This window comes from Nonomuraea sp. MTCD27, assembly GCF_041950495.1.
Classification (GTDB): domain Bacteria; phylum Actinomycetota; class Actinomycetes; order Streptosporangiales; family Streptosporangiaceae; genus Nonomuraea.
This window is the reverse complement of record NZ_JBGNUW010000008.1, coordinates 303,352-326,508: the sequence shown is the minus strand read 5'-3', so window position 1 is coordinate 326,508 and position 23,157 is coordinate 303,352. Positions and strand designations below refer to the sequence as shown.

The following is a 23,157-nucleotide window of genomic DNA, read 5'->3' as shown; positions in this document are numbered from 1 at the left end:
TCGCACACCGGAGAACCCGCCGGGACGGAGGAGAGGAGGAGGCGACAGCGACGACGTCCCGGGACCGGCCCGGCGGCCGGTGCCCGGACGGGTGGCGCCGATGGCGTCCCACCCAGCTCACACCAGGGATACAGGAGGTGCTTGATGGATAATTTCACGCTGGTCGAGCAGTGGAAGTCGGGCGAGGGTGGCCCGGGCTCTCCCGCGGGCGAGATCGTGCTACCGGAGTACGGCGGCAAGGAGGCGCCGGCCGTGCCGACCCTCGGCTGCACGTTCCTCATCTGCACGCTCCCCACCGGCTGTAACCCGTCGCTTTGGTTCGGCTGCTAGCGGGGCTGCTCCCGCGCCAGGCCGGTGGCGGTGCGTGCGCCGCTACCGGCGCTGGTCGCCGGACATCAGGTGGGCCAGAGCGGCCCGGGTGGTGACCCCGAGCTTCTGGAACGCCTGTGCCACGTGCGACTCGACGGTGCGCGGGCTCAGGTAGAGCTGCTCGGCGATCTGGCGGTTCGTCAGACCCCGCGCCACCAGCTCGGCGATCTGCCGCTCCCGGCGCGACAGCTCGGCGGCGCCCCCTCCCGATCGCCGGGGCTGCCGCGCGCTCATCCGCCGCTGCTGCCTGTCCGCCTGATCGGCCAGCCAGGACGCGCCGCACGTGGCGAACAGCTCCCTGGCGTGCCCGATCTCCTGTCGCCCGCCGCGGAGGTCGCCGAGGCGCGTCTTGATCTCGCCGAGCAGCATCCGCGTCTGGCCCTCTCCCATCATCAGCCCCGTCGCGGCGAAGATGTCCACCGCGGCGCCGGCGGTGCTCGCCGCGTGCTGATGGTCTTCCCGCGCCAGCGCGATGACGGCCTCGGCCCGCAGGACGGAGCCCTGCTGCGCCGGGGGAGCGCCGGACGCCGCCACCGCGACGGCCCTGCCGTGCCACTCGGCCGCCGCGCCGAGGTCGCCGGCGGTCGCCTCGGCCTGGGCCCGCATGGCGAACGTGGACGGCGCGTGCGGCCCGAACCCGACGGGGTCGGTCGGCACCCGTGCGGCCAGCAGCCGCCTGCACGCCTCGACCCGGTCCAGCGACATCAGCACCTCGGCGAGTGTGCTGTCCACGATGCCGCGCCACCAGGCCGAGCGAACGGCGTGCCCGGTGAGCAGCTCCTCGACGAGCGCGGTGGCCCGCTCAGGTCCCGCCCGCCACAGGAGTGGCCTGGACAGCGCGGCGCGCACGAACGTCACCAGATCGGGCCCGCCCGCGTACTGCATGATGTCCTCGGCCTCGTAGCCGTCGTTCATGGCCTCGGCCACCTGCCCGAGCCGGGCGCGGCTGGCCACCCGCACGACGGACATCAGCGGGATGACGTCCTGCCTGCCGGATCGGCGGGCCACCCGCATGCCCCTGTCCACGTGCCGCAACGCGTCGTCGTGGCGGTCGACGAGGAACTCGGCCCAGGCCAGCGGCGCGATGATGGACAGGTCGGAGTGCAACTCCGGCTCGCTCAGCGCGTCGGTGACCGCCGCCGCGCGATCCAGCAGCCTGCACCCCTCGCGGAACTCGCACCGGTAGAGCTTGCTCACCGCGAGCAGCGTGTACGCCACCGCGGAGACGCCCCGCCGGGTGCCCGCGTCCATCAGCCGCAGTGCCTGCGCCGCGCGTTCGCCGCCGGCGTCCCAGCGGCCGTCCAGCAGCTCCGTGGCGGCCAGCTCCACCATGAGCTCCGCCCGTACCGAGGGCCCGGCTTCGGCCTCCGCCCTGGACAGCTCGGACAGCAGGACGGCGCGTGCCTCCGGCAGCAGGCCGAGCGCCCGCTCGGTGGAGGCGAGCAGCTCCACGACATGGTCGTGCTGGTCGTGGTCGGCGCGGAGCAGATCCCGCAGCAGCGCCCGGCTCTTGTCCAGCCGGCCCGTCGTGCGCAGGGCCTCGGCCAGGATCAGGCGCAGCTCGTTGCGCAGGGGATCGTAGCCCGGCTCGGCGGGCAACGCCTTGAGCGCGGCGCGTACCCACCGGATCGCGGTCGTGGGGACGGTGGCCAGCGTCATCTGCGCGGCGTCGCACAGCAGCCGCGCCCCGTCGAGGTCGCCGGGGTGGATGGCGTGCTCCATGTGGCCGGCGCGCTGGATGAGGGAGCCGCCGTGCGCGTCGAGGTGCTCGGCGGCGCGGCGGTGCGCCGCGATGCGCCAGGCGGGGCCGGCCATGTAGTAGGCCGCCGCCCGGATCAGCGGGTGGCGGAAGCCGAGGTCGGAGCGGAGCACCCGGTGTACGACCAGCAGGTCGAGCGCGGCCTCGACGGTGGCGGGGTCGAGCTCGCACACCGCGGCCACGAGCGCGCTGCCCGCGCCGTCGCCGCCCACGGCGAGCCCCTGCGCGACCAGCCGCGGCACGGCATCGAGATGCTCCAGCTCGGCGGCGATCAGCCGCTGCAGCCCGGTCGTCACGTCGGCCCGGTCCACGATGGCGGGGATGTCCCGCATGTCGATGTCGCCTTCCATCTCGGAGAGGATCTCCAGGAAGAGCGGGTTGCCGCCGCTGGCCGCCGCCAGCTTCTCCCTGCGCGGGCGGGAGGGCTCGGCGGACAGCCAGTCGGCCAGGTCGGAGCCGGACATCGGGCCCAGCGTCCAGCGCTCGGGCGGCGGGTTCATCGCGCCCAGGGAGCGGATCAGGGTGCCGGACAGGGAACCGGTGCGGTGCACGATGCAGATCACGACGTGGGCGTCGGGAGGATGGCGTACGAGATGGTCGAGGAGCTCCACGGACCCGCCGTCCGCCCACTGCACGTCATCGAGGAGCACCAGCAGCCCGGCCGGTTCGGCGGCCTGCTCCAGCAGCGCGCGCACCCGGCGGTGGCCGCGGTGGCGCTCGATGCCGGTACCGGACGGATGCGCTCCGCCGAGCAGCGCCTCGCGCGCCCGGGCGAGCGGCGCGGACGCGCCCGCGTGCCGCTCGGTGTGGGCGAGCGCGTCGAGCCACAGCCCGAACGGCACGCTGCGCTCGAACTCCGTCGCCCGACCTTTGATCGTCGGAACTCCGCTGTCGTGCGCCACCTCGGCGAACGCCGCGAGCAGCCGCGACTTGCCGATTCCCGGCTCCCCGCTGACCGCTACGAACGATGGCTTCCTCTCGGGCGCCAGGAGTTTGGCCATCCTGGCGGCTTCGGCTTGACGTCCGATCAACCGCTGCGCCATGACTCGTGATCATCGCACGCGCGCGGGCTTTTGCGGGTTAGCGGTTTTTGACCATTTGGTGGATGACTTGGCGTGCAACAAGGCCATGGATCGGGTTGTGGCGCTCCGGTCACCACTGGGTGAGGAGGCATCGCCGCCCCCCTCCCGCCCCGTCCGCCTCGCCGAAGCCTGGCGGCGGCGCCGTTGACGAGCGCGTAGCGGACGGCGGACGTGCCGCCGGCCGAGGCGGCCGGGCACATCGAGGGGATGAGATCTCGCTGGCCAAGAACCGGCACATCAGCGGATTCGGTGCCTGACCGGCCCGATTCTCAGTGGTTTCAGCTGGCGACCGGTACTCGTTGATGAGGCCGCGGCTGAGCTCGTCGCTGAGTTGCGCTCGAAGTGACGGGCACCAGCAAGCTGCGGCGGCCAGGCGTGCGGTCGCTGCGTACATGAGATTCCGGCAGGGGGCCGATGTTTCCGAGCGCCGCGGTCAGTTCGGGGGGATCACGGTGAGGACGGTCTTGCCGGTGGCGCCACCGGCGTCGACGTGGCGGTGCGCCTGGGCGGCCTGTGCCAGCGGCGGTTGCCGGGACACGCTGATCTTCAGTTTTCCGGAGTCGGCCAGGTCGGCCAGGTGTTCCAGGCCGCGGTAGTCGGGCTCGACGATGACGGGCGCCACTCGCAGGCCGCGCTCGGCCGCCTCCTGCGAGACGTCCAGCCCGCGGGGCAGCGGGATGAGCAGTCCGCCTTCGGCGAGCACTTCCAGTGAGCGGCGGCGGGTGTCGCCGCCGACGAGGTCGAGCACCACGTCCACGGGCTCGATGGTGTCCTCGAACGCGACGGCTGTGTAGTCGATCATCTCGTCGGCTCCCAGTGAGCGCACGAAGTCGTGCTTGGCGGCGCGGGCGGTGCCGATCACGTACGCGCCTCGCGCGTGGGCGATCTGTACCGCCAGATGGCCGACGCCGCCGGCCGCCGCGTGGATCAGTACGCGCATGCCGGGCCCTACGTGGGCGGTGTCGATGAGGGACTGCCAGGCGGTCAGCCCTGCCAGTGGCAGGGCAGCGGCCTGAACGTGGGACAGGCTCGCGGGTTTGCGGGCGATCTGGCGGGAGCGTACTGCGACGAACTCGGCGTAGGTGCCGGCACGGTGCGGGAAGTTCGGCATGCCGTACACCTCATCGCCTGGCTGGAAGCGGGTGACGCCGTAGCCGATCTCCTCCACCACGCCCGACAGGTCCCAGCCGGGGATGAACGGCGGGGAGCCCACTTGGGGGGCGAAGCCGCCGCCGGCGCGGGTCTTGCCGTCGATCGGGTTGACCCCGGCGGCATGCACCCGTACCAGCACCTCGGTGACCTCTGGTTCGGGCCGGGGTACCTCAGTGAGCTGCAGCACCTCCGGCCCGCCGTAGGCGTGCTGGACGATCGCCCGCATGGTCGCCGTCATGACGTACTCCTCCTGTTAGCCTTTCGGCCGCGCCGGCCCGCTACCGATCGGTCAGGGGAAATGGCCGGGCCAGCCACCACTGGTGTCGCCAGAGCCGGACGCCGCATGCCGATCGTCCACCCGCATGGGACCAAGAATTCCACGGGAGCGTGGACCCGCCCTCGCCATATCCCCCCGTGTCTCGGAAAGTCACTCTCACGGCGAGTCCAGCACTTCGAACACCCTCCAGCGGCCCGCCCCAGGCCGTGACACGGGGATCGGACGGCCTGGCCGCCCCTGGGTGGGGCGCGTCGAAGCAGGCGGCCCCCGGCTCGACCAGCAGGTCGGCCCCCGGCCTTCCCCGCCCGGTTCGAGCCTGTGCGCTGCCGATGCCGGAGCGAGCGCCGAGCGGAAACTTGACTGTTCGTTCCAGATAAGACTAGTCTGCGCTGCATGGCACGGGTGAGGGAGTTCGACACGGAGGCCGCGCTGGAAGCGGCGATGTCGGTCTTCCGCCACAAGGGCTACGAGGGCACCTCGGTGCAGGACCTGGTCGACGCCACCGGGGTGGGCCGCGGCTCCCTCTATGCGGCGTTCGGCAGCAAGGAGGGCCTGTATCGGGCGGTGCTTGACCGTTACCGGGAGCGGTACGCGCTCCCTCTGGTCGACCTGCTGCGCAGCGGCACCCCGGCACGGGAGCTGATCCGCGACATCCTGGTCGATCTGGTGGAGACCATCCTGCGCGACGGGCGCGAGCAGGCCTGTCTGATCGTCAGCGCCGCGACCGAGCGGCTGTGCCACGACCCCGAGGTGGCCACGCGGGTGGGGGCGACGACCTCACTGCTGGAGGACGAGCTGACCGAGGTGATCGCGGCGGCCCAGGCCCGCGGCGAGCCGGTCGGCATCCGCGACCCCCGGGACTCGGCGAGGCTCATCATGACGCTCATTCATGGGTTGCGTGTCACGGGGGCGATCAACCCCGATCGACGGCACCTGATGAGCATCGTGGAGGCAGCCCTGAGCTGCCTTGACTGATGCTTCACGCGCTGAATCTGTAACGAACATTCAAGATATTTGCCGTCGATAGCCAGGAAGGCCATGCCATGGACCACAGCGACACGCTGCAGCGCCGCTCCGACATTCAGGCCGGGGACACTCCGTGGGAGCTCAGGGCTCCCGCTGCGCGAGTGGCTGATCGGCCGGGCGCGTTCAGGAGCCGGCGGTGAGGGCCGTCGGCGCGTTCGGCTTCGGCGGACCCGAGGTCCTGCAGGTGGTGCAGGTGCCTGAGCCGCATGCCGGGCCCGGATGTGTACGCATCCGCGTGCACGCCGCCGCGGTCAATCCGGCGGACACGCTCATGCGTGCCGGACAGGTTCGCCTGCCTGGCGTGCCGCCGCCGTACATCCCCGGGCAGGACGCCGCGGGCGTCGTGGACGAGATAGGCCCCGGCACCGCCACCGGTCTGCGGGTGGGCGACCGCGTGATGGCCATGGTCATGCCGAACGGCCCCGGCGGCGGCGCGTACGCCGAGCACGTGGTCCTGCCCGCTTCCTGGGTGGCCAGGGCGCCGGCCGCCGCCGGCCACGCCGAGGCCGCGACCCTGCCGTTGAACGGTCTCACCGCGCGCCTGGCGCTCGACCTGCTCGCCCTGTCACCCGGCCAGACGCTCGCGATCACCGGCGGGGCCGGCGCGGTCGGCGGCATGCTGATCCAGCTGGCGAAGGCCGACGGGCTGCGGGTCGTCGCGGACGCCGCCCCTGCCGACCGCGACCTGGTCCGGTCTCTGGGCGCGGACTCGGTGGTCGCCAGGGGCGGCGACGTGGCCACGCGGTTCCGCGCGGTCGTGCCCGCCGGAGTGCACGCTCTGGCCGACGCCGCGCTCATCGGTGCCCCGCTCGCGGCCGCGGTCCGCGACGGCGGCGGCATCGCCGCCTTCCGCGCCACGGCCGCCTTCGGCCCGCCCGAACGCGGGCTCGGCTACCACCAGGTCTACGTCCCCGACTACGGCGGCAGACCCGACAAGCTCGACGCGTTGCGCCGCCTGGCGGAGACCGGTGCGCTGGCCATGCGCGTGGCGGGCACGTTCCCGCCCGAGCAGGCTGCCGAGGCTCACCGCCGCTTCGAGGCCGGAGGCGTCCGGGGACGGCTGGTCCTGCAGTTCTGACCCACCCACCAACCGCATCACCTCCCGGCACACCCGTTCGCCACCGGCGACCGGCCATCACCAAAGGAGCATCATGAAGATCGGCGTCGGCATCATCGGGGCGAGCATCGGCGGCTGGGCGGCCCTCAGCCATGTCCCCGCGCTCAAGGCCCTCCCGGACTACGAGTTGCGCGCCATCAGCACCTCACGCCGCGAGTCCGCCGAACGGGCCGCCAAGGAGTTCGACGTCCCGGCGGCCTTCGACGACCCCGCCGACCTGATCGCCCACCCCGGCGTGGATCTGGTGGTGGTGTCGGTCAAGGTGCCCCACCACCACGCGCTGATCTCCGCGGCGCTGGCTGCGGGGAAGATGGTCTACAGCGAGTGGCCCCTTGGCGTCGGCACCGACGAGGCGGCCGACCTGGCCGCCCGAGCCGAGGCCGCAGGGGTCCGTACGGTGATCGGGCTGCAGGGCGGCTTCCTCCCGGCGATCCGCCACACCCGTGACCTGGTCGCGGACGGCTACGTCGGGAAGGTGCTCGGCACGACGCTGGTCGGATCGGGACTGTCCTGGAGCCCCGTGACCGACCGCGCGCACGCCTACCTCTACGACGCCACCGCCGGCGCGACGCTCCTGACGGCGTCGGCCCTGCACGCCCTGGAGGCGGTCAACGTCGTGCTCGGCGAGCTCACCGGCATCTCGGCCAACCTGGTACACAGCCTCACACAGGCACAGGTGATCGACGAGGGCTCCACCATCCAGGTGACGGTGGCCGACCAGGTATCCGTCACGGGCACCTTCCGCAGCGGTGCCGCCCTCTCCCTGTTCTACCGGGGCGGCTTCTCCCGCGGCGACAACTTCCACTGGGAGATCAACGGCACCGACGGCGACCTGGTCCTGACCGCCCCCGGCATCAACGGCAACCTCCAGGCTCTGGACCTGCGACTTCAGGGCGGCCGAGGCGATGCCCAGACGCTCACCGACATCGCCCTCCCCGACAGCCGCTTCCATCCGGCCCCGCGCGACCTGCCCGCAACGGCGCAGGGCGTAGCCCAGGTGTACGCGCACTTCGGGCGGGACCTGCGTGAGGGCACGCACACCGTGCCCGGCTTCGACCATGCCCTGCGGCGACACCGGCTCATCGACACGATCGAGCGGGCCTCCCGCACGGGAACCACCCAGACACCGGCCCCGGCGGCATAGGCGCGCCGCCTGGGCGTTCTTCGTCGCATGGAACACATCACCATGACACCACCGGCCGGGCGTGCCCCGGTCGAACCGGGCGAACCGGGCGAACCGAGCTCCCAGGTCGCCGACCGCGTCATGCAGCTCGTCGGGGGCGTCGGCAGCCCCGAGGCCCAGGTGCACGCCACCCGCCTGGTGGCGCGCCTGTGGCTCGCCAGCTGGCGTCGAGCTGACCGACGCGACGCCGGTCGCGCCGGTGTCAGCAGTGGCCGGGGCCGCACCCGGCGACGATCTCGGCCATCGCGCGGCGGAAGCGCGTACGATCCTCCTCCGCCAGCGGCGTGAGGAGACGCTCCATCTCCGCCCGCATCTCGGTGTAGAACGCGACGGCCGCTCGGCGGCCCTCGTCGGTCAGCGTCACCTGGACGGCCCGGCGGTCCCCGGGCACGGACGACCGCAGGGCCAGGCCGCGCCGTTCGGCCCGGTTCATCAGCCCGGTGAGCGCGGCTTTCTCCACCCCGAAGCAGCCGGCCAGCTCCGCCATGCCCCTGGGGCCGTCGAGCAGCACGCACAGGAGCCTCGCCTGGACGGGGGTCAGCTCGTGGCGCTCGGACACGCGCTGGTAGACCGCCTGGACCAGGCCGCTGAGCCGGACCAGCCCGGTGGCCGCGTCCATCGGTGCGCCGTCCAGGCCGGCGCCCCATCCCTCCAGCGTGGTCTCCCGCCCCGTGTTGTTCACCCCCATACTGTATATGGCGAATATAGTTAATTATGCGTACAGTACGCTTAGTTAACTTTTCGCCCTTGGAGGCCTCATGAGCTTCGACACCCCCGTCGGAACCCGCGGCGCCCGGCTGCCGGCCGGACGGCTGTTCCGATGGTTCAACAAGCTGGCCGCGCGGCGGATCCGCCGCAAGGGCGGCCAGATGATGGGCCTCGACGCCCTGGTCCTCACCACCGTCGGCGCCAAGAGCGGGCTGGAGCGCATCACGCCTGTGGGCTGGTTCCCCGGTGACGGCGGCAGCTGGCTGATCGTGGCCTCGGCGGCCGGGGCGGCAGGCAACCCGTCCTGGTACTACAACCTCGCCGCCCACCCCGACCAGGTCCGCATCGAGGTCGACGGCCGCACGGTGGAGGTGGTCGCCGAGCAGCTCCACGGGGCGGAGCGCACGGAGGCCTGGCAGCGGATCACCAAGGCGTCGCCCAGGTTCGCGCAGTACCAGGAGAAGACCGACAGGCAACTGCCGGTCATCCGCCTGCGTCAGAAGCACTCCGAGGCCTGACGCCCCCACTCGACCTGCGGCGCCGAGCCCTACGGGGTTCGGTACGGGGGCCTAGTATGCGGCGGCGAGGGCTTCGATCTCGTCGGTGTCGGACCGCAGGGCGGCGAAGGGGATCTCGGACCTGACCCTGACCACGCGCATGCCGTCGGCGATGGTGGCCGTGTGGTCGAGCAGCGCCGTGTTGCCGATCCCGGCCTCACCGCGTCCGCGCCGAACCGGCCGAAAGTACGGTCGCCTAGCGCGGGACACGACTTGTGGCCGATAACGGCACCGGGCCGCGGCCACAGGATGAGGCCCATGCCCTACGAAGATCACGCCCCGGGACTGGACGCCGGCGATCCCCGTACCCCCTCCGCCCCGCGCCGCGGCGACGGCCCGGCAGGCCCCGGCCGGCCGCGGATCGCCGCGCTCGACGTCCTGCGCGGGTTCACGCTGTGCGAGATCCTGCTCGCCAACATCCAGCTGATCGCCAACGGCGGCACCGCCGTCGCGACGCAGCCCATGGGGGACTGGGACCCCTGGCTCGGGCTCCCGACCTTCTCCCTGCTGTTCGGCATCGGGTTCTCGCTGCTGCTGGACTCCGCCGCGAGCCGCGTCCCGCGCCCGCGGTTGGTCCTGCTGCGCCGGCTCGCGGCGCTGCTCGCGATCGGCCTCGTGCACATGCTGCTGTGGCCGGGCGAGATCCTGACCAAGTACGCCGTCGTCGGCATGCTGGTGCTGCTGCCCTCGACCTGGCTGCCGCGGTGGGCCGTGGCCGGTCTCGCCGCCGTGCTCGTCCCGGCGGCGCTGCTCTTCGGCGGGGGCGGGCCGCTGCTCATCGCCGGGCTGTTCCTGCTGGGCTCGGCACTGGTCCGCTACGGGGTGGTGGAGCGGATCGAGCGGTCCACCCGAGGGCCGCTCCTGCTGGGCCTGGCCTTCGCGGCGGGGACGGCCTGTGCCCGGTGGGTCCAGGCCGGCGCGCAGGCCGGGGCGGACGCGGCGCAGCCGTCCTTCACCTCCGGCCTGGCCGACCTGCTGCTCACCGGCGCGTACGTGTGCGCCCTGCTGGTGCTGCTCAGAACGCCGCTGCGACCGGTGCTGCGGGTGGTCTTCGCGCCGCTGGGCCGGATGGCGCTGACCGGCTACCTGACCGCCACCGTCCTCGTCCTGGCCGCCGGTCACCTCCTCGGCCTGCCGATCGGCCGGTCCCTGACGGCGGCGTACCTGACCGCGGGAGCCATCCTCGCAGCCCAGTGGCTGTTCTCCACCCTCTGGCTGCGCCGCTACCGCCAAGGCCCCTTCGAGTGGCTCTGGCGCTGGGCCACGTGGGCCCGCCGCCCTGCCCCGCGCACCGCCGCCGGCTGATCAGGCCGGGCTGTCGCCGAGGGAGTCGGGTGCCGCGAGGCTCCCGGGGACCGGCCTACCGTCGTGGAGGCGAAATAGTCCACTCACCTACCGACATATGATCTTTTCGATTGATATTTGCCCGACTGTCGGAAAGGCCTCCATGACCCACCAGCTCAGTCGGCGGTCCGCCCTGCTGGGTGCCGCGACCGTGGCCGGTCTCGCCCTGTGGGACAAGCCGGCCGAGGCGGCCGGCGCCGCCGCGTTCGACGCCGCGCGTGAGCGATGGGTGAGCCTGCTGGCCGGTGGGTCGTACGACGCAGCGTACGCCGCCAAGACGGAGGCGGTCGAGGGCTCGGCCAACGCGGTGCTGCGCAAGCTGAAGCCCACCGCCGGCCGCCCGAGCCTGTGGCCCGACCTGCCGCTCGAGGACCCCCGGACGGGCAACTTCAACCGCGCCTACAACCGCATGCGCACCCTGGCGCTGGGCTGGGCCACGCCGGGCACCGCCATGCACCGCGACGGGCGGGTCGCCGAGACCGCGGTCAGGGCGCTGGACTTCCTGTACGAGCACGCCTACCACGAGGGGCTCGACCGGCGGGGCAGCAACTGGTACTGGTGGGAGATCGGCGTCCCCCGCGCGCTGACCGACACCTGCGCCCTGCTCTACGACGGCCTGCCCAAGGACCGCCTCGATCGCTGGCTGCGCCCGTTGCGCCGCTGGTGCCCCAACCCGGAGCGCCGCGTCAGCCACCCCGGCGTCGTCGAGACGGGCGCCAACCGGGCGAGCAAGGCCATGGCGGTGGCGATGCGCGGACTGCTCACCCACGACGCCCGCCTCATCAAGCGGGCCAAGAACGCGGTCTCCGACCTGCTGCGGCCGACCAGGGGCCCGGGCGACGGCTTCTACCGCGACGGGTCGTTCATCCAGCACGACGTATACCCCTACAACGGCAGCTACGGCGTGGACTACCTGGAGAGCGTGGCCGAGCTGATCGCCATGCTCGCGGGGTCGCCGTGGGAGATCACGGGGATCGGGAACGTCTACGACCTCGTGGATCGCTCGTTCACGCCGTTCATCTTCGACGGGCTGATGATGGACTGCGTACGCGGCCGGCAGATCTCGGTGCAGGGCCACCGCGACTACCACTCGGGGCAGAAGGCCGTCGAGGCCATCCTCACCCTGCTGCAGGCGGCGCCCGAGCCCTATGCCCGGCGCTGGCGGCCGCTGGTGAAGGGCTGGCTCACCCGGAACCAGGTGATCCCGTACGACACGCTCGCACCGCTGGGGAGCATCGCGGGGGCCAGGGCCCTGCTGGCGGACCCGTCGGTGCCGGTCGGCCCGCGCACGACGGGCACGTACGTCTTCGCCGACATGGACCGCGTCGTGCACCGCCGTCCCACCTGGGCGTACGCGATCGCGATGAGCTCGGAGCGCATCGGCGCGGCCGAGGCCATGAACCGGGAGAACCTGCACGGCTGGTACACCGGCGACGGCATGACCTACCTCTACACCGGCGACCTCACCCACTGGAACGACGACCTGTGGCCCACGATCGACCCGTACCGGCTGCCGGGCACGACGGTCGACACCCGCAGGCGCGCCGAGCTCAAGCACGGCAAGCGCCGCCTGCCCCCCACGCCGTGGGCGGGCGGCGTGGCCCTCGACGGCGAGTACGGCGTGGCCGCCATGAAGCTGATCGCCGACGGCTCCTCGCTGCGGGCCAAGAAGGCGTGGTTCCTGCTCGACGACGCGGTGATCGCCCTCGGCACCGGCATCGCCGCCTCCGACGGCCGCCGCGTCGAGACCATCGTGGAGAACCGCAACACCCACGACCGGCATCCGCCGCTGACCCAGGGCGACGGCTGGGTCCACCTGTCCGGGGTGGCCGGATACGCGCTGCTCGACGGCGCGGACGCGAAGGTGATCCGCAAGAAGCGCACCGGCCGCTGGCGGGACATCGACAAGGGTGCCACCACCGGAGGCGACGGGACCCCCGTCACCAGGCACTACACGACGATCCTGGTCGACCACGGCGTCGATCCGCGCAAGGCGCGCTACGCCTATGCCGTGCTGCCCGACGCCTCCGTCACCCAGACCGCGGCCTACCGCGGGCGGGTGGAGATCCTCGCCAACTCCGGGGCGGTGCAGGCCATCTCGCGCGACAGCGTGCTCGCCGCCGTCTTCTGGCGCGCGGCGACGGTCGAGACCGCGGACGGCCCGCTCGCCGCCGACGGCCCGTGCACGCTGCTGGTCCGCCGCGACTGCCGGCAGGTACGGCTCGCGGTCTCCGACCCGTCCAGGACCGCCGACGAGGTGAAGATCACGCTGCCCTGGCCGGTGAAATCGGTCAAGGAGAGCGACCGCAGCGTGCGCAAGGCCAAGGAAGCGGTCAAGGTGGAGGTCGGGGGCAGCCGCGGGCACGCCCACACCGCGGTGGTGCACCTCTGAACCCGCGGATCAGGTAGCAGCCGGCCGGGGCCTCGCAGACCGTCGAGGAGGACCGTGGTGGGCTGCGGCCGGAGTGACGCGCCGCGAGCCGGATGAGGCGATCGCGCCTCGCCCGGCCCCGACGGTGGGTGCTACTCGGGCGGGCCCTGCCTCGGCGCCGCCCGGACGTGCGTCCGTTCGCCTTGCTTGCCGATGAGGCTCAGGAACTCGACGGGACCGGCGCCGGTGGCCCCGAACCAGTGGGGAGTGCGCGTGTCGAACTCCGCCGCCTCCCCGGGCCTGAGGATGAGGTCGTGCTCGCCGAGGACGAGGCGGAGCGTTCCGTTGAGGACGTAGACCCAGTCGTAACCCTCGTGGGTGCGCAGGTCGGGTTCGGCGTCGTCGGTTCCGGCCGGGAGGACGAACTTGTAGGCCTGGATCCCGCCGGGCCTCCGGGTCAGCGGCAGGATGACCGACCCGTCGCCGCACGGGATGGGCCGCAGGTTGACGCGGGGATCGCCGGTCGGCGGCGCATCGACGAGCTCGTCGAGCGTGACCCCGTATACGCGGGCGAGCGGGAGCAACTGCTCGAGCGTGGGACGCCGCAGGCCCGCCTCCAGCCGGGACAGGGTGCTGGTGGAGATGCCGGTCTCCGCCGCGAGGTCGGCGAGCGTGACGTCCCGGTGCAGCCGAAGGCGTTTCAATCTCGGCCCGACGGCGTCAAGGGTGCGGTCCGTGGCTTCGTCCATCCCGCCATCTTGCCATTCGGCAACAAGGTTTGCACCTCCGCCTTCTCCATCAGCACCATGGCGAACGAAACGCGCGAACGAGGAGGACGGACAACCCATGACGTACGGATTCGACAAGGACTTCTGGGAACGGCACTGGCAACAGGGACGAGCCGGGGACACCGGGTCCATGGGCGGCAACCCGCCGAACCCGTACCTCGCTCGTGAGACCGGCGGCCTGGCACCGGGCACGGCACTGGACGCGGGCTGCGGCGGCGGCGCGGAGGCGATCTGGCTCGCCTCCCGCGGTTGGCAGGTCACCGCGGCCGACATCTCGTCCGAGGCCCTTGCCCGCGCCGCCGAGCGCGCGGCGGCGAGCGGAGCCGGCGAGCGCTTGCGGTGGGTCGAGGCGGATCTGAGCGTCTGGACCCCAGACGCCCGGTTCGACCTGGTCATGACCCACTACGCCCACTCGGCGATGCCCCAGCTGGAGTTCTACGACCGCATCGCCGGATGGGTGGTTCCCGGCGGCACGCTGCTCGTCGTGGGGCACCTGCACGCCCACGGCTCCACCGGCCACGGGCACCACCCTCCCGCCGAGGCGTCGGCCACCGCCGCGTCCATCACCGCGCGTCTCGACGGCACGGAGTGGGAGATCGTCACCGCCGAAGAGCACGTGCGCACGCTCACCGGCCACGGGGGCCGAGCGGCTCCCCTCCACGACGTCGTCGTGCGCGCCACCCGCCGCCCGTAGTCACACCGTCCGGCAGCGCCGGGGCCACGGCTCCGGCGCCGGTTCCCCCTGCCCTCTCGAAAGGAATCCCATGAGCACGAGCCGGTCCGCAGACGCGGCAGCCCCCGACCCGACCGTCCAGGACCCACGACGACGACGGACGATCCTGGTCGCGGTCTGCGTCGCGCTCATGGCGGTCATCGCTTCGGTGTCCGGGCTGAACGTCGCCCAACCCGAGCTCACCGCCGCCTTCGACGCCTCGCAGACCGAGGTCCTGTGGTTCATCAACAGCTACACCATCACGCTGGCCGCGTTGCTGCTGCCGCTCGGCGCGCTGGGCGACCGGTGGGGCCGCAGGCCGGTGCTGCTCGCCGGCCTGGTCGTCTTCGGCACGGCGAATGCGGCGGCCGGCCTTGCCACGTCGTCCGAGATCATGCTCGCCGCACGCTTCCTGGCCGGCGTGGGAGCGGCGATGATCATGCCGGTCACCCTCGCGGTCATCACCTCGACCTTCCCGGACGGGGAACGTTCCAAGGCGATCGGCGTGTGGACCGGCGTCGCCGGCGGCGGAGGCATCCTGGGGATGTACCTGTCGGCCGTCCTGGTCGACCTGGCGAGCTGGCGGTGGCTCTTCGTCCTGCCGGTCGTGCTCGTCGCCGTCGCCGCCGTCATGGCGCTGCGATCCGTCCCGAACTCGCGCGAGGTGGCGGGGCACGGGTTCGACGCCGTCGGCTCGCTGTCGTCCGTGGTCGCGGTGGTCGGGCTCGTCCTCTTCCTGCACGAGGGTCCCGACCGAGGCTGGACCGCGCCCGCGACGCTCCTGAGCCTCCTCGTCGGCGTCGTCGCCGCTGCCGGATTCGTGGCGTGGGAGCTGCGCCGGCCGGCTCCGCTCCTGGACGTGCGCCTGTTCCGGGAGCGGGGTCTGGCGAGCGGTTCGGTGTCGCTCCTGACGGTCTTCGGCGTGCAGGCAGGGATCTTCGTGGTCCTCTTCCCGTACTTCCAGGCGGTGCTGGGCTGGTCCGGCCTCCGCTCCACCCTCGCGCTCATGCCGATGGCGCTGCTGATGATGTTCGCCTCCGGCCTCGCCCCGCGGGTGGCCGCGCGCATCGGCAGCCGCTCGACGATGGCCTCGGGGATCTTCCTGGGCGGCGCGGGGCTGGTCCTCATGGCGACCTTCGTCTCGGTCGACGGCGGCTACCTCTCGATCCTCCCCGGCATGCTCGCCATGGGAGTCGGCATGGGCCTGACGATGACGCCCTCCACCGAGGCCATCACCACCGCCCTGCCGCGTGCGCGTCAAGGTGTCGCGTCCGCGCTCAACGACGTCACCCGGGAGTTCGGCACCTCGCTCGGCGTCGCGCTGCTCGGAGCGGTGCTGACCGCCGGCTACCGCGCCGCCGTCGACGCCCGGCTCGACGGCGTCCCCGTCGCCGCCGCCGGCACCGCCCGCGAGGGCATCGTCAACGCCCTCGCGGCCGCCGACGGGCTCGGCCCCCAGGCGCGGGAGCTGGCCCGGGCCGCCCAGGAGTCGTTCGTCGTCGGCTGGCAGCAGGCCATGTGGGCGGGCGCCGTCGTCATGGCGGTCCTGTTCGTCTACGTTCTCGCGCGAGCGCCCCGGGAGCCCGGCTCGAACCCTCGCACGTGAATTCCGAAGCCGGGCGGGCCTTTGTTGCGGACTCGTTACGGATCCACGTCTTGCCGTCTCCGCGATGCCTGCTGTTAACGTGGTTACGCGCGTTGGTTACGCGTGTAAACGCTTATGCCGCACCCGTCCGCGTGCCTCACCGCAAGTGGGGATCCACAGTCCGACGGGATCATCTGCTGGAAGGACCGGCACGTCCCCGACCCCCACCCGTACATCCGCCCGGGCCGCCCCTGGCTCGACACCAAAGGCGAGCGCATCCAGGCTCACGGCGGATCCATCCTGTACGCCGACGGTACGTTCTACTGGTACGGGGAGAACAAGGAGAAGACCCTCCCGGGCAGCGGCATCTGGCACTGGGGCATCCGCCTGTACGCCTCCCGCGACCTGTACACCTGGGAGGACCGCGGCCTCATCATCCCGCCCCGGCCGGACGATCCCGACAGCCCGCTGCACCCGGCCAAGCAGGTCGACCGGCCGCACATCATCCACGACCGGCGCCGCGAGCGGTTCGTCTGCTGGCTCAAGATCATGGGGCCGGAGTTCCAGGAGTCCACGGTCCTGGTCGCCGACGCCATCGAGGGGCCGTACCGGATCGTGCGCACCGGCCTGCGGCCGCTGGGGATGAGCGCGGGGGACTTCGACCTGGTCGTGGATCCGCACGACGGCAAGGGTTACCACTACTTCGAGCGCGTCCACAGCGAGCTCGTCTGCGCCGACCTGACCGGCGACTACACCGACGTGAGCGGCTACTACTCCACCCACTTCCCGCGGCCGCATCCGCCGTTCGTGCGGGAGGCGCCCGCCTACTTCCGGCGCGGCGCCAAGCACTACCTGTTCACCTCGGGCACCTCGGGTTACCTCCCGAACCCGAGCGAGGTCGCCGTCGCCGACAGTTACCACGGCCCCTGGACGGTCCTCGGGAACCCGCATCCGGGCGATGCGACCGGCACCTCGTACCGGTCGCAGATCTCCTCGGTCTTCAAGCACCCGCACAAGAAGGACCTCTACATCGCCCTGGCCGACAGGTGGCTGCCCGGCGTACCCGCCGAGGTCTCCGCCAAGGCCTTGGAGCACCTCGCGGCGCCGCCCCCCCGCGGCCGGGACCCCGACCGAGGCGGAGGCGAGGCTGCGAGCCGGCCTCATGGATCCCGACACCTCGGTGGCGGACTACGTCTGGCTGCCGGTCCGGTTCGACGGCGACATGCCGTACCTGGACTGGTGCGACGAATGGCGCATCGAGGACTTCGACTGACCGCATGCCCACCCCCCTTGCGAGGCTCTCATGACGTTCACCCCGGCCGACCAGCCGCCCGTGCCCGTGACCGGCGGCGAAACAGCCGCGACGATCGCAACCGGAGCGGATGAACCGCCGAAGGCCGCTGCCTCCTACATCTGGCTGGTGACCTTCGCCAACTTCGGCGTGTTCATGGCCCTGGTCACCCCCATCGCCATCTCGCTCGCGATCCGGGTCGAGCAGCTGGCCCCCGGCAACGAGGAGTATCTCGGCTACGTCACCGGCGCGGGCGGTATCGCCGCCCTGCTGGCGGCTCCGCTGTTCGGGATGCTCAGCGACCGCACCCGCAGCCGGCTCGGGCGCCGCCGCCCGTACCTGATCGGCCTGACGGTCGTCGGCGTCATCGCCCTGCTGGTGCTGGCCGAGGCCACGAGCATCCTCGTGCTCGCCCTCGGCTGGATGCTGGCGCAGATCGGCTGGGGGTCGATGATGACGCTGCTGACCGCCTCGCTGGCCGACCGCCTGCCCGAGTCCCAGCGCGGCGGGGTCTCGGCTCTCGGCGGGGTCGTCTCCCAGCTCGCGCCCGTGGCCGGGGCGCTCCTGGCCGGGGGCCTGGCCGGCGACAACTTCCTGCTGTTCCTGGTGCCGGGCGCGGTCGGCATCGTGGGCGCCGCGCTGTTCGTCTGCCTGGTCCACGAACCCGACAGCCGTCGGCTGCCCGCCGCCGGCCCGGTGACCGTCTCGGCGCTGGCCCGCACGTACGTCTTCGACCCGCGCCAGAGCCCCGACTTCGCCTGGAACTGGCTCGGGAAGTTCCTGTTCATGTCGGGCCTGACCTTCAGCTCCACCTTCACCGCGTTCTACCTGGCCGCCCGCATGGGCGTGACCGTGGACGAGGTGTCGGGGCTGGTCGCCGGCATCGCGGGCGGCAGCATCCTGGCCGCGATGGCGGGTGCCGTCGGCGGCGGATTCCTGTCCGACAAGCTGCGCCGCCGGCGCGTGTTCGTGCTCGCCGGCGCCTGCGTCTTCGCCACGGGCGCCGTCGTCATGGCGCTGTCCCCGAGCATCCCGCTGATCATCGTCGGCGCCGTCCTCGGCAACCTGGGCATCGGGGTGTTCTCCGCCGTCGACCAGGCGCTGATGCTGGACGTGCTGCCCGCCCGGGAGACCGAGGCCGGCCGCTACACCGGCATCTACGGCTTCGCCAACACGCCGCGTTCACCGTGGCCGGTGGCCTGATCGTCCTGCTGCGCATCAAGACCGTCCGCTGACGTTCCACCCATCGAGGAGCACGCGTGATCCGCACGTCCTTCAACGACAACTGGCAGGTACGGCCGAAGGCCAACCCCTTCGCCGAACTCTCCGGTCACTCGGTGCCCTACCGGGAGGTGACGCTGCCGCACGACGCCATGATCGAGCAGACGCGCGTGCCCTCCGAGGAGGGCGCCGGCGCGTACTTCCCGGGCGGGGTGTACGAGTACCGCAAGACGTTCTTCGTCCCCGAGGAGCACCGGGGGAGGCGGATCGCCGTCGAGTTCGAGGGCGTCTACCGCGACGCGGCCGTGTTCGTCAACGGCGACTACGCCGGTCAGCGCCCCTACGGTTACTCGCTCTTCCGCGTCGACGCCGACCGGTTCCTGCGGTTCGGGCAGGACAACGAGATCCGCGTCGAGGCCCGCGCCCACCAGGACTCCCGCTGGTACACCGGAGCCGGGATCTACCGCGACACCTGGCTGCTCGTCGGCGGCCCGGTCCGGATCGCACCCGACGGCGTCCGCGTCACCACGCCGGACATCGACGCGGACCGGGCGGTGGCCGAGGTCGCCACGACCGTGGTGAACGACTCGACGGAGATCCGCACCGCCGACCTCGTCACCGAGATCCGCGACGCCGCCGGGACCGTGGTGGCGACCGGCACCTCCAAGGTGACGGTGCTGCCGGGCGAGTCCGCGACCGCCCGCCGGCGGCTGTACGTGCGTGAGCCCGCCCTGTGGAGCCCCGACTCGCCCGCCCTGTACACCTGCGAGGTGACCCTGGCCGGCCTCGACTCCGAGCGGGTGGTGTTCGGCGTCCGCTCGCTGCGGCTCGACCCCGACCACGGCCTGCGCCTCAACGGCGAGAGCGTCAAGCTGCGCGGCGCGTGCGTCCACCACGACAACGGCGTGCTCGGCGCGGCCACCCACGCCCGTGCCGAGGAACGCCGGGTGCGGATCCTCAAGGAGGCGGGGTTCAACGCGATCCGCATGTCGCATCACCCGATGAGCCGGGCCATGCTGGACGCCTGTGACCGCCTCGGCATGCTGGTGGTGGACGAGACGTTCGACATGTGGACCTCGGCCAAGAGCCCGTTCGACTACAGCCTGAGCTTCCCCGAATGGTGGGAACGCGACATCGAGGCGCTGGTCGCCAAGGACTTCAACCATCCCAGCGTGATCATGTATTCGATCGGCAACGAGATCCCCGAGACGGGCACGCCGTCGGGCGCCGCGTGGGGCCGCAGGCTGGCCGAGAAGGTGCGCGCGCTGGACGGCACCCGGTACGTCACCAACGCGATCAACAACATGCTGGCCGTCATGGACGAGCTGGCCCGTTTCCGGCGGCAGGCCGCCGAGGGCGCGGGGATCAACACGTTGATGGCCGACGCCGGCGACATGATGAACGCCGTCGCCGTCTCCGACGCGGTGACCGAGCGCACCGCCGAGTCCTACGGCGTGCTGGACGTGGCCGGGATGAACTACTCCGACAGCCGCTACGCGCTCGACCGCGAGAAGTTGCCGGACCGGATCATCCTGGGCACCGAGACCTTCCCCACCCGCATCGACCGCCTCTGGGCCCTGGTCCGGCAGCACAGCACGGTGATCGGCGACTTCACCTGGACGGGGTGGGACTACCTGGGCGAGGCCGGCATCGGCCGCCCCCAGTACGGCTCCACCCCCGCGCACGTGGCGCCGTACCCGTACCTGCTGGCCGGGTGCGGCGACATCGACATCACCGGTCATCGCCGCCCCGCCTCCTACTACCGGGAGATCGTCTTCGGCCTGCGCACCCGGCCCTGTCTGGCCGTCCAGCGGCCCGAGCGCCACGGCGAGACCTTCGTCGGCAGCCCGTGGGCGTGGAGCGACACGATCGCGAGCTGGACCTGGCCCGGCCACGAGGGCGCACCCGTCACCGTCGAGGTCTACGCCGACGCCGACGAGATCGAGCTCCTCCTCGACGGCCGCTCCCTCGGCCGGCAGCCGGTGGACCGCTTCCGCGTCGCCTTCGAGACGACGTACGAGCCGGGCGAACTGCTCGCCGTCGCCTACCGCGACGGCGCGGAGACCGGCCGCGACCTGCTCCGCTCCGCGACCGGGCCGGCGTCGCTGCGCGCCGAGGCCGACCGGTCCGTCATCACCGCGACCGGCGGCGACCTCGCCTACATCGGCCTCACCCTCACCGACTCCGGCGGAACGCCCTACACCTCGGCCGACCGGCCGGTACGGGTGGAGGTCTCGGGCGCCGGCGTGCTGCTCGGCTTCGGCAGCGCCGATCCGGCCACCGAGGAACGTTTCGACGCGACCGAACGCCGCACCTATGACGGCCGGGCCCTGGCCGTCATCCGTCCCACCGGCCCCGGCAAGATCCGGCTGCTCGCCACCGCCCCGGACTGCGCCCCGGCCGAGATCGTCATCGATGTCCGGGAACAGCACGCATGATCGACCGCGAAACCCTGGTCCGCCGCCACACCGTGGAGATCACCCGGCCCGACCCGGCGACGGTGCTCACCGTCGGCAACGGCGACTTCGCCTACACCGCCGACATCACCGGCATGCAGACCTTCGCCGCCTTCCACGACCAGGCCGCGGCCCGCGCCCAAGGGCGGCTCGCGGTCAACACCGCGACCATGTCGACCTGGGGCTGGCACTCCATGCCCAACCCCGAGGGGTTCGTGCTCGCCGACGCCATGTCGACGTATGAGACCTCCCGCGGGCCGGTCCCGTACCCGGACAGGTTCGACATGGCCGCGACGATGGGCGGCGGCGAGATCGCCCGCGAACTGCGCGCCGGGACCTGGCTGCACGTCAACCCGCACCGGGTCGACCTGGGCCGCATCGGGCTCGTCCTCCGGCCCGAGCCGGGAGCGCCGGCGGAGAGCGACCCTGCCGCGCTCGTCGACCCGCGCCAGCGTCTCGACCTGTGGACGGGCACCCTCACCAGCGTCTTCACCTACGCGGGGCACGAGGTCCGGGTCACCACCGTGGCCGACCCCCGGCACGCGCGGGTCGCGTTCCGCGTCGAGTCGGACCTGCTGGCCACCGGCCGGGCCGCCGTCGCCGTGCGCTTCCCGTACGCGAGCGACGGCTTCTTCGACACCTCCGACTGGAGCGCGCCGGACCGGCACACCACCACGCTGCACCCGCTGGACGAGCACGCCTGCCGCTTCGGCCGCATCCTCGACGACACCACCTACGCCACGCGCCTGGACTGGTCGGAGGGGGAGGTCAACGCCACCGCCGAGCCGCACACGTTCGAGCTGACCACCTCGGCCGGCGTGCTGGAGCTCGTGGCCACCTTCGCTCCGGGCGGCGTGCTCGGGCGCGGGGAGTTCACCACGATCGAGGGCGCCGCGATCTCCTGGTGGCGCGAGTTCTGGACCTCCGGCGCCGCCGTCGACTTCGCCGGGAGCACCGATCCGCGCGCGGCCGAGCTGGAGCGCCGCGTCGTGCTGTCGCAGTACCTGACCGCGGTCAACTGCTCCGGCAGCATGCCGCCCCAGGAGACCGGGTTGATCACCAACTCGTGGCAGGGCAAGTTCCACCTGGAGATGCACTTCTGGCACGCCGCCCACTTCGCCGCCTGGGGCCGCCCCGAGCTGCTGGAACGCAGCCTCGGCTGGTACCTGTCCATCCTCGACGTCGCCCGCGGGACCGCGCGCCGCCAGCGCTACGAGGGTGCCCGCTGGCCCAAGCACGTCGGCCCGGACGGCCGCGAGAGCCCGTCCGACATCGGCTCCCTGCTCATCTGGCAGCAGCCCCACCTCCTCTACCTCCTCGAACTGCTGCATCGCTGCGGCAGGACCTCGCTGGTGGCGCGGTTCGCCGAACTGGTCGAGGAGACGGCGGCGTTCATGGCCTCCTTCGCCGAGGAACGCCACGGGACCTTCCACCTGCCCGCCCCGCTCGTGCCCGCCCAGGAGTTCTACGACGCCCGCAGCACCGAGGACCCCACGTTCGAGCTCGCGTACTGGTGGTGGGGCCTGGAGATCGCGCAGCGCTGGCGGGACCGGCTCGGCCGCGAGCGGAACGAGGACTGGCGGCGCATCCAGGACAACCTGGCCCGGCCGCACCAGCGCGACGGCCGCTACTCCGCCATCGCCACGGAGCCGTACCTGCGCCGCGACGACCACCCCTCGATGCTGTGCGCGCTCGGCGTCGTCCCGGCCACCCCGCTCATCGACCCCGCCGTCATGGAGGCCACCCTCCTCGACGTCCGCGACCAGTGGGACTGGAACTCGGCATGGGGCTGGGACTTCCCCGTCATGGCCATGACCGCCACCCGCCTGGGCCGCCCCGACCTCGCCGTGGACGCCCTCCTCACCGGCACCACCAAGAACCGGTGCCTCGCCACCGGCCACAGCCCGCAGATCGGCAGCATCCTGCCCCTCTACCTGCCCGCCAACGGCGCCCTCCTCACCGCCGTCTCCCTCATGACCGCCGGCTGGGACGGCGCGGACACCGACTGTCCGGGTTTCCCCCGCGACGGGAGCTGGACCGTCCGGCACGAGGGTTTCCAGGTGTGGCCATGACCGCGCCGCCGGTCCCGATGAGCGGGATCCGGGCCGTACGCCCGGCCGGGCGGCTTCCGCGGCTTGACCACCTGGCGCCCCGGACCG

Annotated in this window: 18 protein-coding genes; 13 read left to right on the top strand and 5 right to left on the bottom strand. The window is 72.3% G+C overall.

The window, feature by feature from the left end:
* Positions 1-144 precede the first annotated feature (144 nt).
* Positions 145-330, top strand: coding sequence for a hypothetical protein (locus ACBJ59_RS25285; protein ID WP_375112720.1), 186 nt, complete (start codon positions 145-147; stop codon positions 328-330).
* 42 nt (positions 331-372) lie between these two features.
* Here the strand turns inward: ACBJ59_RS25285 and ACBJ59_RS25280 are convergent, their stop codons facing one another.
* Both ACBJ59_RS25280 and ACBJ59_RS25275 read right to left on the bottom strand, forming a co-directional pair.
* Positions 373-3,171, bottom strand: a complete 2,799-nt coding sequence (locus ACBJ59_RS25280; protein ID WP_375112719.1) for an AAA family ATPase — start codon at positions 3,169-3,171, stop codon at positions 373-375.
* Between the two features lie 472 nt (positions 3,172-3,643).
* The gene (locus ACBJ59_RS25275) at positions 3,644-4,600 is read right to left on the bottom strand and encodes an NADP-dependent oxidoreductase (protein WP_375112718.1); all 957 of its coding nucleotides are present in this window, start codon (positions 4,598-4,600) and stop codon (positions 3,644-3,646) included.
* Between the two features lie 432 nt (positions 4,601-5,032).
* On the opposite strand from ACBJ59_RS25275, the gene ACBJ59_RS25270 reads away from it, so the two are divergent.
* The 3 genes from ACBJ59_RS25270 (at position 5,033) to ACBJ59_RS25260 (ending at position 7,926) form a co-directional block, all read left to right on the top strand.
* On the top strand, positions 5,033-5,614 hold the full coding sequence (locus ACBJ59_RS25270) for a TetR/AcrR family transcriptional regulator (RefSeq protein WP_375112717.1): 582 nt from the start codon (positions 5,033-5,035) through the stop codon (positions 5,612-5,614).
* 187 nt (positions 5,615-5,801) lie between these two features.
* Positions 5,802-6,743, top strand: coding sequence for an NADP-dependent oxidoreductase (locus ACBJ59_RS25265; protein ID WP_375112716.1), 942 nt, complete (start codon positions 5,802-5,804; stop codon positions 6,741-6,743).
* A 73-nt stretch (positions 6,744-6,816) separates the two neighbouring features.
* On the top strand, positions 6,817-7,926 hold the full coding sequence (locus ACBJ59_RS25260; RefSeq protein ID WP_375112715.1) for a Gfo/Idh/MocA family protein: 1,110 nt from the start codon (positions 6,817-6,819) through the stop codon (positions 7,924-7,926).
* A 241-nt stretch (positions 7,927-8,167) separates the two neighbouring features.
* On the opposite strand, the gene ACBJ59_RS25255 is transcribed toward ACBJ59_RS25260, so the two are convergent.
* Positions 8,168-8,647: a MarR family winged helix-turn-helix transcriptional regulator gene (locus tag ACBJ59_RS25255; protein ID WP_375112714.1), complete on the bottom strand. Its 480-nt coding sequence runs from the start codon at positions 8,645-8,647 to the stop codon at positions 8,168-8,170.
* Between the two features lie 76 nt (positions 8,648-8,723).
* Between ACBJ59_RS25255 and ACBJ59_RS25250 the strand changes: the two genes are divergently transcribed.
* Positions 8,724-9,191: a nitroreductase/quinone reductase family protein gene (locus ACBJ59_RS25250; RefSeq protein ID WP_375112713.1), complete on the top strand. Its 468-nt coding sequence runs from the start codon at positions 8,724-8,726 to the stop codon at positions 9,189-9,191.
* 51 nt (positions 9,192-9,242) lie between these two features.
* Here the strand turns inward: ACBJ59_RS25250 and ACBJ59_RS25245 are convergent, their stop codons facing one another.
* Positions 9,243-9,440 carry a hypothetical protein gene (locus tag ACBJ59_RS25245; protein ID WP_375112712.1) on the bottom strand — a complete coding sequence of 66 codons (198 nt, stop codon included), beginning with the start codon at positions 9,438-9,440 and terminating at the stop codon, positions 9,243-9,245.
* Positions 9,441-9,488: 48 nt separating this feature from the next.
* Between ACBJ59_RS25245 and ACBJ59_RS25240 the strand changes: the two genes are divergently transcribed.
* Both ACBJ59_RS25240 and ACBJ59_RS25235 read left to right on the top strand, forming a co-directional pair.
* Positions 9,489-10,535: a DUF418 domain-containing protein gene (locus ACBJ59_RS25240; RefSeq protein WP_375112711.1), complete on the top strand. Its 1,047-nt coding sequence runs from the start codon at positions 9,489-9,491 to the stop codon at positions 10,533-10,535.
* A gap of 142 nt (positions 10,536-10,677) precedes the next feature.
* Positions 10,678-12,966, top strand: a complete 2,289-nt coding sequence (locus ACBJ59_RS25235) for a polysaccharide lyase 8 family protein (RefSeq protein WP_375112710.1) — start codon at positions 10,678-10,680, stop codon at positions 12,964-12,966.
* Between the two features lie 131 nt (positions 12,967-13,097).
* On the opposite strand, the gene ACBJ59_RS25230 is transcribed toward ACBJ59_RS25235, so the two are convergent.
* Positions 13,098-13,694, bottom strand: a complete 597-nt coding sequence (locus ACBJ59_RS25230) for a helix-turn-helix domain-containing protein (RefSeq protein WP_375112709.1) — start codon at positions 13,692-13,694, stop codon at positions 13,098-13,100.
* A 97-nt stretch (positions 13,695-13,791) separates the two neighbouring features.
* Here ACBJ59_RS25230 and ACBJ59_RS25225 point away from each other — a divergent pair, with 97 nt between their 5' ends.
* The 6 genes from ACBJ59_RS25225 to ACBJ59_RS25200 all read left to right on the top strand — a co-directional run bounded on the left by ACBJ59_RS25225 (position 13,792) and on the right by ACBJ59_RS25200 (position 23,070).
* A complete protein-coding gene (locus ACBJ59_RS25225; protein WP_375112708.1) occupies positions 13,792-14,427 on the top strand; it encodes a class I SAM-dependent methyltransferase in 636 nt (211 codons plus the stop codon).
* A gap of 70 nt (positions 14,428-14,497) precedes the next feature.
* The gene (locus ACBJ59_RS25220) at positions 14,498-16,051 is read left to right on the top strand and encodes an MFS transporter (RefSeq protein WP_375112707.1); all 1,554 of its coding nucleotides are present in this window, start codon (positions 14,498-14,500) and stop codon (positions 16,049-16,051) included.
* A gap of 114 nt (positions 16,052-16,165) precedes the next feature.
* Entirely contained in the window at positions 16,166-17,416 is a 1,251-nt protein-coding gene (locus ACBJ59_RS25215; protein ID WP_375112706.1) for a family 43 glycosylhydrolase, read from the top strand.
* Positions 17,334-18,524 carry an MFS transporter gene (locus ACBJ59_RS25210; RefSeq protein ID WP_375112705.1) on the top strand — a complete coding sequence of 397 codons (1,191 nt, stop codon included), beginning with the start codon at positions 17,334-17,336 and terminating at the stop codon, positions 18,522-18,524. Before ACBJ59_RS25215 ends, ACBJ59_RS25210 begins: the two co-directional genes overlap by 83 nt.
* Positions 18,525-18,580: 56 nt before the next feature.
* Positions 18,581-20,980: a glycoside hydrolase family 2 TIM barrel-domain containing protein gene (locus ACBJ59_RS25205; protein WP_375112704.1), complete on the top strand. Its 2,400-nt coding sequence runs from the start codon at positions 18,581-18,583 to the stop codon at positions 20,978-20,980.
* Positions 20,977-23,070 carry a hypothetical protein gene (locus ACBJ59_RS25200; RefSeq protein ID WP_375112703.1) on the top strand — a complete coding sequence of 698 codons (2,094 nt, stop codon included), beginning with the start codon at positions 20,977-20,979 and terminating at the stop codon, positions 23,068-23,070. The genes ACBJ59_RS25205 and ACBJ59_RS25200 overlap by 4 nt, the downstream gene beginning before the upstream one ends.
* The last annotated feature ends 87 nt before the right edge of the window (positions 23,071-23,157 follow it).